The sequence below is a fragment of the Cupriavidus necator N-1 genome (assembly GCF_000219215.1).
GTDB lineage: Bacteria > Pseudomonadota > Gammaproteobacteria > Burkholderiales > Burkholderiaceae > Cupriavidus > Cupriavidus necator.
In genome coordinates this window covers 1,817,231-1,830,382 of the sequence record NC_015726.1, presented here as the reverse complement: position 1 = coordinate 1,830,382, position 13,152 = coordinate 1,817,231, and the positions used below count along the sequence as shown (strand labels likewise).

Below are 13,152 nucleotides of genomic sequence, written 5' to 3'. Positions count from 1 at the left end.
TTCCTCCATATAGGGGTTGCTATGTCCTCGGCGGGTGGCGCCTCCTCCATGTCCACCGGGTTACGGGTACCAGTCCGTGAGGCATGCGCGTCTCGGCGACTGCGAACTACCTCTGCCGATATCGATGGCGTCACCGCAATCGAATAACGAATGTCATTCTATTTTTGGACTAGGCGAAAGTCAAGGAAGGTTACTTGCGTGTGCAGCGTTCGCCGGTCTATTGCCAGCCGTGTGCGCCATTGGGGGGCAATCTTCCCATTAGCGAATTATGTTTGCCTATCAGGGATACCTATTTACGCGGTCCCTGCTCCAGCCAGATGCCGAAACCGGTCGGCAACGCCACGCCGTCGTGACGCCGCGGGGCCTTCCGCACGCTGGTGAAACCTCGCTTCAAGGGGGCAACCAGCAGTGAACGCCGGCACGTGCGCCAGCCTTCCGCAAGCCCGGTGGGAGGACTAGCCTGTCAGGCCATGTGACCATCCCCCGGAGTTCCAGTGAAACACATAGAAAGCGTCGTCGACCTCATCGAGACGAAGCGGCACCAGTACATCTCCCTGGCCAACAATATCTGGTCGTTCGCCGAGATGCGTTACGCAGAGTTCCGCTCGGCGGAGCTGCATGCCGCGCAGATTGAACAGAGCGGCTTCAAGGTCAGGCGTGGTGTGGCTGGCATGCCAACTGCCTTTGTTGCCGAGGCCGGCTCCGGTGGGCCGGTCATCGGTTTCCTTGGCGAGTACGACGCACTCGCAGGCCTGAGCCAGGAAAGCGGCGCGCTCAGCTGCATGCCGGCGGCCGGGGCTGAAAATGGCAACGGGCACGGCTGCGGCCACCATCTGCTTGGCACCGCAGCGCATCTGGCCGCGGTGGTGGCGCGAGACTACTTTGCCGCCAACAATATCGGGGCGACCGTCCGCTTCTACGGATGCCCGGCCGAAGAGGCTGCCGCGGGTAAGACATTCATGGCGCGCGATGGCCTGTTTGACGACCTGGATGTCGCGCTGAGCTGGCACCCTTCGGTCGCCAACTCCGTGTTCATGAACGCAACCCTGGCAAATGTCCAGGCGTATTTCCGCTTTCATGGAAAGGCATCGCATGCCGCCTTGGCGCCCCACCTGGGACGCAGTGCGCTGGATGCGGCCGAGCTGATGAATATCGGCGTCAATTACCTCCGTGAGCACATGCCAGATCAGGCCCGGGTACATTTTGCGTACATCAATTCCGGGGGCATCTCGACCAATGTGATTCCCGTGCTTGCGGAAGTCCTCTACACGATCCGGTCCCCTCGGAGCGAGGAGGCCATGGACCTTTTCAAACGGGTCAAGGATATTGCCGAGGGCGCGGCGCTCATGACCGGAACCCGCCTGGAGATTGTCTTCGACAAGGCGGTCTCGAATGTCCTGCACAATGACACCCTGGATCACGTCCTGGATCGCAATATGCGCGCGATCGGCGGCTTTGACGTCAGCACCGACGAGACCCGCTTTGCTACCGCGATCCAGTCCACGATCGCCGAAGAGGATCTTGCCAACTCCTCCCGCCACTTTGCCGCCGCCTTGCGCGACCCGCGGCCGATCGTCCCTGAGATTCTCCCTTATTCCCCCGACGTCGTACGTCCCGTCACGGGATCGACCGATGTCGGTGACGTGAGCTGGGTCGTGCCTACCACCCAATGCCTGACCGCATGTTACGCATTTGGCACCGGTTTCCATTCCTGGCAGATGGTGTCGCAAGGGAAGCTCTCGCTGGCGCACAAGGGCATGTTGCTCGCAGCCAAGACGCTCGCCGCCACCGCAATCGATCTTGCCGGAAAGCCGGAGACGCTACTGCAAGCCAAGGAAGAACTCCTGCGAAAGCGGGGTCGGCGTCCGTATGCATGTCCGATCCCGCCAGATGTCCTTCCGCCGCCTGCACGCTCATAGCCAGGAAGCGTAATTTCCGGGGGCGCTGCCAGGCGCTACCCCGGGATACTCATCCCCACTTTCTCACCTTCAAATCCATCCACACCGAGCGGCGCCGCGCATTTACGTGCGCGGCGCCGCTCGCATTTCGATGCCCGTCAAAAGCGCATCCGAATACCCAAGGCAACGACGCTGACATCGTCACCGGGCTGGCTGAGCACCACATTCGCCAGTGAACCGATAGCCTTCTTCTGGTTCAGCACATAACCCAGCCGAGCATACAAGGCCGACGTCTTCGACATGTTGTAGTCGTAGCCAAGCCCGATGGCGAGGGAATCACGGTCCGCTTGCCCGGCAACGGTGCGGTAGACCGCCGAAAACTTGATCCAGTCACGACCATTCGGCACACTGAGCCCGATCATGTGGCTGTTGGCGACCAGGTAGCCCTCCTTGTCCGGGTTGGTCATGTTGTACTCGTATGTCAGGTTCACGCCGCCCTTGAACGTGTACATCCCGCCTGCACCCAGCCACCGGTTCTTGACAGAGCTCAGGCCTGCCGTGGGGTCGGTCTTGATCACATCGTAGAAGGCACCAAGGTAAAGCGGTCCGTTCGTATATTCGACCTGCGCGCCCTGGAAGCTCGCCTTGGGAAACCCCTGCGTCGTGACGCCTCGCGGCGCATACAAGTACTCCACCTGGAGCCCGCCGATGATCGGCGTAGTGTAGGAGACAGCGTCGCTGATCCGGGAGTCGCCAATGGTCGCTCCCTTGCCAAGATCGGAGCTCAGCGCCACCAACGATGCGAGCGGCGAGAATGCACCGACGCCATAGAAGGGATCAATATTGGTTGAGAGCTCTGTCGGATACTGCCGTCCGAGCCGGATGCGCCCCCATTGAGTGGACACCAGGGACACGTTCGATTCCCGGTTGAACAGGCTCGAATCCCCCTGCATGGTGGTGCCACCGGCGGTGCCGTTCTTCAGCTTGAGCGCACTCTCCAGATTGAAACGAACGGACAAGCCATTTCCTAGCTGCTCGACGCCCAGAAAGCCGATGCGCGAGGTAGCGCCAGCGCCGCTCTCCTCCTGGAGTAGCCGGTTGCTGCCCGCTCGGGAATACTGGATCCCCGCATCCGCTACACCATAAAGGATGAGGCCGCTCTTTCCTGCCAGGTTATCCGGCACCAGTATCTGGAAGGGCTCCTCCGCATAAGCCATGGAACAGCCCACGGCAAATGAAGAGCCAACGAAAAAACGTGCGACCTGCTGCAGGGATAACATGATTTCTCCGACTACTTTATTTGGGATGAGGGAATCCCGTCCGCTACCAGCAAAGGCTGTGCAGACAAGTTATTGTTTTCAACGGACGAAGCCCTCTGCGGCCTTGCAAGGCAAGGCCGGCCCATGTGAATTGAGGGGGGGAATACTGCCGCCCGATGGCGGGCGACCGGTTAATTACGGCGTGATGATCCGGGTGAGCATCGGGTAATGCATCGCACCACCACTAAATGCCGGAAATGATGCGGAGTCCGCCCGCATCTTGTCTCTCACCGGTGAGCCGAGCGCCGCCAGCAACGCCTCGGCAGAGGGGAAGGACAACATATTTCTCTGCATGTAGTCCACCCGCTCCCACGGCATGTCGTCGTACCAGTCAACGCGCGTGAAAACGTTGATCTGACGCACGGAAGGATATTCCCGCATGATTTGCGGATGGTGCCTCAGGTAGTATCCGAGCCAGTCATTCAGGTTTTCCGCAGCCCCGGGGTAATGGACCAGATAGCTGCAGAGTTCGGTTTCCAGCCCTTCGGAATTCAACCGGAGAAGATTGCGCGTCAGCATCGCCTGGTGATCGACACGCATGCCTGCCTGAGCGAAGAAGCTCGATGCGCCAAATTCGCGGTACAGATACCCGCCCCGACAAACCTGGGATTCAAGTTCCGGCAGGGTGGCGAATTCCAGCCGCAAGCCAAGCATGGGTCCGGATCCGTCGCGGTGGTAGGTCTGCACTTCGGCAGGCGTATATAGCTCCGCGCGTACCAGCCCCGGCGTCATGCGAACTGCATTGGCCAGTTGCGATTTTTGCCCGGAATCAAGACGTAGCGTGGGATCGGATGGCTTGGCGGCGGTGAGGAAGTAGGAGAATGTCATGACACGAAGAATGAAAATCAGAGAACCAGACCAACTCAGCGGCCTCGTAGTGGCGCCGCAATAACGTCCGGCGGAATCGGGCTGATGTAGCTGCGCCCACCAGTGCGCCACCGGTGCTCAGCCTTTGCCTCGGCAATCCACTCCGGATGACTGAGCATATCCAGGGCGGTCGCCGCCATGACCTTGGCAGCGTGCAGCATTCCCTTATGGGCAGCCGGCAGCTTGCCCTGGGCAACCAGTTGCCAGGTATGCATAAGGGTTCCCACGGCGTAGCAAGCGCCGAGGTACTGGGTCGTCGGCACAATCCAGCTCACGTCGCCCACATCGCTGGAGCCCGTCAAGGTGCCAGGCTCGCCTGCCAGGGCAAGCGGCGCCTGCCACAGCCCGCGGGCGTTCGCCGGGCCGTTATAGGAAGCCATGCATTCACGCAGATCCTCGGCGCTGAAACTTGCTTCCAGCCGCGCGGCAAAGGCGTCGTCCGACTCGTCGAAAGGCGGACTGCCCAGCGCCTCGAGATTGCGCATCATCAGGTTCTCGATGACTCCGTTGCGAATGACATCCGAACAGGCCCGGTCAAACTCCATCGTGACAGATGTCTCGGTCATTAACGCCGCAGCCTCAGCGATCTGCCGGACGCGCTCGAACAGCTCACGCGCCCCCACGATATCCGGCGCGCGCACGACATAGAGCACCTCTGCCTTCTCCTGCACGACATTGGGCGCCTTGCCGCCTGCGTCGGTGATCGCGTAATGCACCCTGGCCTCCTGGGGCATGTGCTCGCGCAGGAAATTCACCCCGACGTTCATCAGCTCGACAGCATCGAGCGCGCTCCGGCCCAGGTGCGGCGATGCCGCGGCATGTGACGCAATGCCCGAGAAACGGAATGCGGCCTGGATGACAGCGAGCGCCTTGTACCTGAAGATTCCGGAGAAAGGCCCCGGATGCCAGGTCAACGCAAAATCCAGATCGTCGAAAACGCCTTCGCGGGCCATGAAGGCTTTCCCAGCGCCGCCCTCCTCCGCCGGGCAGCCATAGTATCGAACGATGCCCGCCCGGCCATGCCTGGCGTTGCCATCCCGGGCGGCGACGGCAGCGAGCATCGCGCCCACCCCGAGCAAGTGATGACCGCAGCCATGTCCGCTGGCCCCGTTACAGAGATGGCGTGCTTCGATGGCCCCCGGCTTCTGGCTCATGTTCGACAATGCGTCGTACTCCCCCAGGAATCCCGCGATGGGACCGCTCTCGCCGGCTTCAGCCATGAACGCGGTGGGCAGCCCCCCGAGATTGCGCGTGATGCGGAAGCCCTCGCGCTCAAGCAATTCAATCTGGGCCTCGACCGATTGAAATTCCTGCCAGCGCGTCTCCGCAAGGTCCCAGATACGGTCCGCCAGCGCGATATAGGCGTCCCGCCTGGCCTCGATCACGTTGCCGACGAGGTCCGTATATTTTTGTCCTTCTGCTCTCACGCGCTGACTCCTGCATATTGATTCGGGAATGCGCCACGCATCGTGCCGCGTAGCCGGGCCGCAGGCTTGACCACGGGTGGCCGGACGTCATCCGGAATCGGGCATTTGTACGGATGCTCTGCCGCTGCCTGCCGGAACTCCTCCTTTGCCTGCGCGAGGGCTTCCCGATCGGCAAACAGTGCGGCAGCGGTTGCCGCCATGATCTTTGCCGTATGGGTCATGCCCTTGTGGGCCACGGACGCCTTGCCCTGTGCGACGAGCTGCCAGGAATGGAAGGGAGTGCCGAGCGCAAAGCACGCGCCGAGGCACCGTGCCGTCGGTACGACCCAGCTCACGTCGCCGACATCTGTCGAGGCGCTGAGGACCGCCGGCATGACCACTGCCGGCAGCACGCCCTCATGCAGCACGCCTGACAGCCGCTGGGCGCCGAATATCTGCAGGCTCGCCTTCGCTTCCTCCGCCGAAATGGCTGCCTGCATCCGGGCCGCAAAGGCGCGATCGGCCTCATCGAAGGGCGTGGGCCCAAGCGCCTGCATGCGCGCATACATCAGCTCGGACAGGACATTGTTGGGGCGCATATTGGACATTGCCCGCTCAATGCGATACGCCATCGAGGTACCGGTCATCATGGCCGCGCCTTGCGCGATCTTGCGCAGGCGCTCCATGATCGACTGCACCACGGCAAGCTCCGGGGAGCGAAGCTGGTAAACCACCTCCGCCCTCGCCTGCACCACATTCGGTGCAATGCCTCCGGTATCGTGGATGGCGTAGTGCAGCCGTGCATCGCTCGGGATATGTTCCCTGAGGTAGTTGGCCGCCACGTTCATCAGCGTCACCGCGTCCAGGGCGCTGCGCCCGAGGTGCGGCGCGGCCGCGGCATGCGCGGCGACACCCGTGAACGTGAAGCGGACATGGATGGTCGCAAGCGTAGCCATCGCGTCGATGGCAAGGATGCTGGCCGGATGCCATGTCAGCGCCGCGTCGAGTCCGTCGAAGGCACCCGCCCGCGTCATGAAGACCTTGCCGGCGCCACCCTCTTCCGCCGGGCAACCGTAGTACCGCACCCGCCCGGGGCGCCCGGTGCTCTGCAGCCAGTCCTTCACCGCGAGGGCGGCAAGAAGCGTTGCGCCACCCAGCAGGTTGTGCCCGCAACCGTGCCCGTTTCCCGCGGCGACGCGTGGCGCCCGCGCCGTGGCGTCCGCTTCCTGGCTCAGTTGGGGCAATGCGTCGTACTCGCCAAGGAAACCGATGACCGGCCCCTCGCTGCCCGCTTCCGCGATAAACGCGGTAGGGATCCCCGCCACGTCTCTCGTCACGCGAAAGCCGTTCGTTTCGAGTTCGCGGACCTGGAGTTCGACCGACTCATGCTCGTCGTACGCCGTTTCCGCGAAATCCCAAAGACGATCACTCAGATGCGAGCAAAGCGGACGATAAGCCTCGATTCGCTCGGCGATTTCCTGGTCGATCTCATGCATGTTCTCTGAAGGCTCCATCCCTTGGACCTCTTGGTTGATATCTGTTCAGACCTGGATAGCGCTGTCCAGCGTGCTGGAGCGCCCCTGGGCCTTCCGGTTCCGACGGAGGTACAGCCAGAACACCGCACCGAGGGATACGACATTGGTAGCGACCAGGTACCAGGCGGGGCTCATGGGATTTGGGAACACGCTGGCCATCCAGGCGACGACCAGTTGCGCACTGCCGCCAAAGATCGTGGTGGGAACGCTGTAGCAGATCGACACGCAAGTGCTGCGAACCGCCTTCGGGAAGATCTCCGGTATGAAGCAGAGATGGAACGGGGCCATCAGCACGCGGAAGAAGGTCAGCACGGCAATCATGGTCAGGAACACACTGCCGGTGCCACGCTCGATCACCCAGGAGAAGACGGGCAGGATCGCGGTCACAGAAATGAACTGCGGCAGCACGATCAGCCTGGACCGTGGGAAACGGTCGTAGAGGAGACCCGCGAACAGCGAGGTGACGAGACCGACCGCTCCGGTAGTCAGTCCCACCAGCATGGAAGTCGACGTGGGAAGGTGCAGCACGCGAATGCCATACGAGGTCATGTAATGACCGACGATGTAGACGGTCACGGTCGGGCCGATCAGCACGCAGCATGCGATCAGCAGATCCGGCAAATGACCACGGACGATGGTCGAGATCAGTTCGCCGGTGTTCTTGACGGCACTCTCGGCATCCAGCGTCTCATGCAGCCGGTTTCGGATATACAGGCCGACCGGGGCAATCAGCAGGCCGAAGACAAACGGAATACGCCATCCCCAGTCCGCGAGCGCGCTTTCCGACATCACCGACGACACGATGTAGCCAACCAGGCCGCCAAGCAATGCGGCAATGCCTTGGGTGGCAATCTGCCAGCTCGTATAGAAACCCCGGCGACCCTCCGATGCCATCTCAAGCAGGTAGGTCGTGGCGGGTCCGGTTTCGCCGCCTGCGGAGAACCCCTGCAACAGACGGCCAATGACCACCAGGACAGGGGCAGCAAGACCGATCGACTGATGCGTCGGCGTGAACGCGATAATGGCCGTACCCAGGGCCATCAGGCCGATCGTGAGCGTCAGCGCTGCCTTGCGCCCCGCCCGGTCCGCATAGGCGCCGATGAGGATCCCGCCGAGCGGCCGCGCAACGAATCCGGCGCCAAACACGGCGACCGAGGCAATCAGTTGACTCGCCGGCGAGAAGGATGGGAAGAATGCCTTCCCGATAAATACGGCGAAGAAGGCGTAAACGGTGAAGTCGTAGAACTCAAGCGCATTGCCGGCCACAACCGCAATGATGCTTCCATGGGATGAGCTCTTCGCTTTGTTGCGGATCGCCTTATCGGCTGCGATTGAGTCCTGGGGCACATCTGTCTCCGTATTGAACTGGTGATGACACTGTCGTCACAACGCAATAAATAGTGGCCCTCGTTTTTGAGTACGTCAATGTGGTGGCTTCCCTGAAGCTCGGACGCTTGCCTTGGCACGCTGCCCACTGGCTTGCCAAACGCGATGGAATGTGCATGTCCCGTCAAAGGGAGATGATGTGCTTCACGGGTCCCGGCGAGCATCGCTGGCCCAGGCACATGCCTGGTGCGAGTTCGCCTATTGGCCTGCACCTGACTAGGGATCAGCATCAATGCTCGCGAATGGGAGGATGGGGAACTCGGGGAATAAGACCTACCCCCTCCTACCCTTAAGCCGGAATGTTGTCCTTGTCCTTCAGCAGGCACTCCACGGTATGGAAGAACCGGCGTTTATCCGGGTCGGTGGAATGCTCTGACTCGCGGATTACCGCTATCGTCGCCTCGATAAAGCACTTTGCCGGCGCGCTGAGCGGAACGCCGCGCCGGTAGGTAATCGTGATTTCCGCATCCGCTAGCGCATCCCGAATCGGAAGCACACACAGCCCATCCTTTGCGACAAGCAGCTCTGCCATTGGCCACGGCATCAGGCTGAGCAGGTCCGTCCTGGCGACCAGGCTATTTGCGACGGCACTCGAATGCGATATGTGGATCCGGGGAGCGTAGCGGTCGCAATACTCCTGGAACGCAGCCTGGAATGCGCCGTCCTCACTCTTGTAGTTGCGGCTGAGGATCCAGCTGGCACCGGCAAGCTCCTGGAGCGAACGGCACGACGCCAATGGATGCCCTGCGCGTGCCACGACGGCGTATCCCGTCGAGAACAGCGACAGCTGATTGAGCTCGGCAGGCGTTGGTGAATAAGACCGCCCGATCGACAGGTCCAGGGTACCGTCACGAAGTTTTGGCAATGTCAGGGACGGAAAGCTCTCGAATAACTCGAGCTGGGTCTCCGGCATCAGGATCTGAAAGCGGTCAATGATCTCGCCCAGCAAAGTCATGCCAAGCCATGACGGCACCGCGACTTTGAGCGTCCTTTTACGCTGACTGGCGAAGGCCTCCATTTCCTCGCGAGCGCGTGCGATCGCCCCCATTGTGAAACGCGCATGCTCGAGCAGGACCTGTCCCGCTGGCGTCAGCGTGATGCCCGTGGTCTCGCGAACGATCAAGGTAACCCCCACCTCCTCTTCCAGCTCACGCACTGCTTTGGTGATTGCGGCTGGGGAGTAGTCCGTATTCCGGGCGGCATTCCGAATGCTGCCGCTATCGGCAATCGCAACCAGTGCGCGAAACTGATGCAGCTTCATGATGGGGTAACGGTCTGATGTGGGGCGGGGATCACGGCAACCAAAAGTGTACGCCAGCATAGCGATTGACCGGCTGACGTCGACGTCATACAGGGTGGCAACCAACAGTGAACAGCAACACCAAAAGCGCTCGTCCGACCTTGTTCTCCACGCAGACTTTTGTCGTCACCGTCCTGAGGTGCGCCCCGCCGACAAGGCCAATGGGCCTCCGGAGGGGTCAATTTGAACCTTCACGGGAGCGACCGCAGGCGCACACCGATGCTTCGCCGCGCAATCAGCGGACGAAGGGTAATCGGTGCACTGCCGGGGGAAGGCGTGGCCAGAAGGGGGATGGCCGCAGGGCCGCAAGGGGGCCAGAACTGGCATGCGGCGACCACAACGAAGATACGACGGCAGCCGTCAGGCAGCGTCCGGACACGTGTGTCCCTCGCTTATGACGGCCGCTTTTAGGGGATCACGCCCCCGACATGACATAGCGACTGGCTGGCGTTACCTCGTCCTCGCTCAGCGCATCCTGCAGACGGAAATAGAAGTTGCAGCAATCCACCGCTGCAGGTCGCTTTTGCCTGGAGCGCCGTGGCTCCGACAAGCAGCACGTTCGCATGTGCGGAGGTCGTCAAGCGTCGCGAAACGCAGGCAATGCAAGGCAACTCTGTTCGATGCCGACTAGCCTCGGGTAGGAGGTAATGTCAACTCCGAACCGCCTTGCATTATTCAGCTGCGGAATCAGCCAGATATCTGCAGCCGAAGGTTCATTGGAGAAGCAAAACCTTTGGGTTCCGCCATGCACGAGTTGCTCGCAAGTCGCCAATCCATCGGATATAGCGCGTCTGGCAATGACCGAAAAGGCTTCCGGCGGCGATCCGGCTTCGTCAAGCCATCGCGAAAGCCTTAGCCCCTGAAGCGGATGAACATCGCAGCCAACGACACTAAGGAACTCCAGAATTTTCACGCGGCATGCCTGGGTCAGGCCAAGCAATACCGGCTCTGGAAATTTGGCATCCAACCAAGTCAGGATGGCAAGCGATTGCGTAACCACAAGCCCGTCATCCGTGATCAACGCCGGCACCAAGCCTTGCGGATTAACGGAAAGGTACTCATGACCGAACTGCTCACCGGCAGGTAGGTCGATTTCTACAATATCAAGACTAGCGCCCTTCAGCGCAGTCGCGATCCGCACGCGTCGGCTTGCCGAGCTGTTTCGGAATGAGCATAGCTTCATTAATTTCGCAGCTCCGTCTTCAGTGAGGCTTCCATGCGTTCCGCGGGGCGGCGAAGTCGCAGCGTCTAGAAGACGTGCTTGATGCCGATCATGGTGCCGAACTGATTGCCGCCGGGTACGGGATTTGAGCCGGTCTGCCCGCCGCTGACCGACGCGGCAAGCTGACCGCCGTTGTCGATGAAGCCGGCAGTGGCGTACACCGAGGTGCGTTTGGAGAAAGCGTAGCTGCCGCGCAATGCGTACAGCATGGCCTTGTTGTCGCTGTGGTGGTATCGCTGGTAATAGACCTGGCCGGCGAGTGTGAACGCCGGCGTGATGTCATAGGCAGCGCCGGCATACCACAGATCGCTACGCGGTGTCGGGCTGCTATCGTTGTCGCGACGCAGCCAGCCCAGGCCCAGCTTGGTCTTCGCGAGAATCATGTAGCCATTGAGCGACAGGCGATCGTCCGTGAAGCTGCTTTTGGTCAGGCCGCCAAACGCGCCGGGACCACCGCGCAGCGAATCGTAGGCCGCGGCAACGCCCCACCAGCCGGTGCTGTACTGCAGCAGGGCAGACCATTCCCGGCATGCCCGCGGATCGGCCGCGTTCTCGCCAGCGCAATTGGCCCCGGAGGGACTCGGTCCGGCGTTGACCGTGTCGCGACCGAAGCTATAAGTCGCGCCCAAGGTCAGCCCGCCAAACGTGCCCTTGTAGGAGATGGCATTGTCGGCGCGCGTATTGGGGATATAGCTATCCAGCGAAGCGGACCCGTAGACGTTCGGTCCAAGGATGTCCGGATCGAGCATGGCCCAGAACAGCATGGTGTACTGCCGGCCGAACGCAACCTGACCCCAGTTGCCCGACAGGCCTACCAGCGCTTGCCGGCCAAACAGGCGGCCACCCTGGTTGGACACGCCGGAATCCGGAGCGAAGCCGGACTCCAGCACAAATATGCTTTTCAGCCCCCCGCCGAGGTCTTCGCTCCCCCGCATTCCCCACCGTGACGGCACCATCCCTGTCAGGCTTGGCATGCGGACCACGCTACTCTTGCGTGCGCCGATATTGTTCACGTACTCCACGCCGGTATCGACCACACCGTAGATCGTGACCGATTGCGCGGCGGCCATCAGAGGGGCCGCCGAAAGAACAGCAAGTAACGTTCGCCCGTAGTTAGTCAATTTGCGTTTCCCTGTTTCTCAGTGCTGTGGTCGATGCTTTGCTGAAGAGGACGACCCACCGTTGTCCCCGCGAAAGCGGGGACCCTTGGCTCCTGGAGACACTGGATTCCCGCTTACGTGCTCTGAAAAGGCTTTAGCGGGAATGACGGTAGCGGTTAAAGCGTTATCTGAATGGCATGAATCACGCGGCCCTGGCGTAGCGGCTGGCGGGGGTGGCTTCGTCCTCGTTGAGCACGTCCTGCAAGCGGAAATCGAAGCGAACGCGGGTGAATGGCGCCTGCAAACCGAGGGATTCATAGCCTGCCGCGCTCTGCACCGTTTCCAGCTCAACGACCAGCCCGTCGCGGGTGGCGAACGCAAAATCGTCGTCCAGGAAAGTGTCGCCCGGAATATTGATCTGCGTGGTCAGGGCACGCTTTGCGCCGCCCGAGACGAGGAAATGGATATGGGCCGGGCGGTTCCCGTGGCGGCCAAGCAGTGCAAAGAGTTCGGAGACCGGGCTGTTCGGCGGAATGGCGTATCCCGGCGGGAGGAAGCTGCGGAAACGGTAGGCGCCCTCGCCGTCGGCCTGGATGCGTCGGCGCAGGTTATAGTCCGGCTGATCCGGGTCGAAATGGGAATAGCGGCCCAGTTCGTTGCAATGCCAGACATCGACCACCGCGTTCGGGACAGGATTGCCCTGCACGTCGAGGACGCGGCCTTCCATCACCAGTGGTTGGCCCTTGCCTTCGTTGCCTTCATCGAGCTTCACCTCGTGCTGGTGCAGCGGCGCGCCGGCAATATAGAGCGGGCCTTCGATCGCGCGCGGCGTGCCCAGCGCGCGCTGGGCCGCGCGGTCAGCCTCGTCCTCGCGAATATCGAGCAGCCGGTCGAAGCCCAGGCCGGCGGTAATGAGGCCGACCATGTCGGCCTTGCCCAGCCGGGTCAGCCACTTCGTTGCGGCCCAGAATTCGTCCGGCTTGACGTCGAATTCGTCGATGGTGTGGAACAGGTCGCTGACAATACGCGCGGTAATGGCGCGCACGCGTGCGTCGCCGGTTTCCACCTGACGGGTGTTCACCAGGTCGAGCAGTTGATGAATATCGAGTTCGGACATCG

Annotated in this window: 10 protein-coding genes; 1 reads left to right on the top strand and 9 read right to left on the bottom strand. The window is 61.6% G+C overall.

The features are described from left to right. Positions 1-494: 494 nt before the first annotated feature. Positions 495-1,919: an amidohydrolase gene (locus CNE_RS08635; protein ID WP_013956742.1), complete on the top strand. Its 1,425-nt coding sequence runs from the start codon at positions 495-497 to the stop codon at positions 1,917-1,919. Between the two features lie 137 nt (positions 1,920-2,056). Here the strand turns inward: CNE_RS08635 and CNE_RS08630 are convergent, their stop codons facing one another. From CNE_RS08630 to CNE_RS08590, 9 genes are all read right to left on the bottom strand, one after another. Then, positions 2,057-3,178, bottom strand: coding sequence for a porin (locus CNE_RS08630; RefSeq protein WP_013956741.1), 1,122 nt, complete (start codon positions 3,176-3,178; stop codon positions 2,057-2,059). Between the two features lie 174 nt (positions 3,179-3,352). Continuing rightward, on the bottom strand, positions 3,353-4,045 hold the full coding sequence (locus CNE_RS08625) for a hypothetical protein (protein WP_013956740.1): 693 nt from the start codon (positions 4,043-4,045) through the stop codon (positions 3,353-3,355). A gap of 35 nt (positions 4,046-4,080) precedes the next feature. Continuing rightward, entirely contained in the window at positions 4,081-5,511 is a 1,431-nt protein-coding gene (locus tag CNE_RS08620) for a M20 family metallopeptidase (protein WP_013956739.1), read from the bottom strand. Beyond that, positions 5,508-6,986: an amidohydrolase gene (locus CNE_RS08615; RefSeq protein WP_041227916.1), complete on the bottom strand. Its 1,479-nt coding sequence runs from the start codon at positions 6,984-6,986 to the stop codon at positions 5,508-5,510. The genes CNE_RS08620 and CNE_RS08615 overlap by 4 nt, the downstream gene beginning before the upstream one ends. A gap of 45 nt (positions 6,987-7,031) precedes the next feature. After that, positions 7,032-8,372, bottom strand: a complete 1,341-nt coding sequence (locus CNE_RS08610; RefSeq protein ID WP_013956737.1) for an MFS transporter — start codon at positions 8,370-8,372, stop codon at positions 7,032-7,034. A gap of 328 nt (positions 8,373-8,700) precedes the next feature. Then, positions 8,701-9,672, bottom strand: a complete 972-nt coding sequence (locus CNE_RS08605; protein ID WP_013956736.1) for a LysR family transcriptional regulator — start codon at positions 9,670-9,672, stop codon at positions 8,701-8,703. A gap of 616 nt (positions 9,673-10,288) precedes the next feature. Beyond that, complete coding sequence (gene maiA / locus CNE_RS39130; RefSeq protein ID WP_013956734.1) at positions 10,289-10,894, bottom strand: maleylacetoacetate isomerase; 606 nt, start codon at positions 10,892-10,894, stop codon at positions 10,289-10,291. A 65-nt stretch (positions 10,895-10,959) separates the two neighbouring features. Beyond that, positions 10,960-12,054 carry a porin gene (locus CNE_RS08595; protein ID WP_013956733.1) on the bottom strand — a complete coding sequence of 365 codons (1,095 nt, stop codon included), beginning with the start codon at positions 12,052-12,054 and terminating at the stop codon, positions 10,960-10,962. Positions 12,055-12,235: 181 nt separating this feature from the next. Beyond that, the gene (locus CNE_RS08590; protein WP_013956732.1) at positions 12,236-13,150 is read right to left on the bottom strand and encodes a dioxygenase family protein; all 915 of its coding nucleotides are present in this window, start codon (positions 13,148-13,150) and stop codon (positions 12,236-12,238) included. Positions 13,151-13,152: the final 2 nt, after the last annotated feature.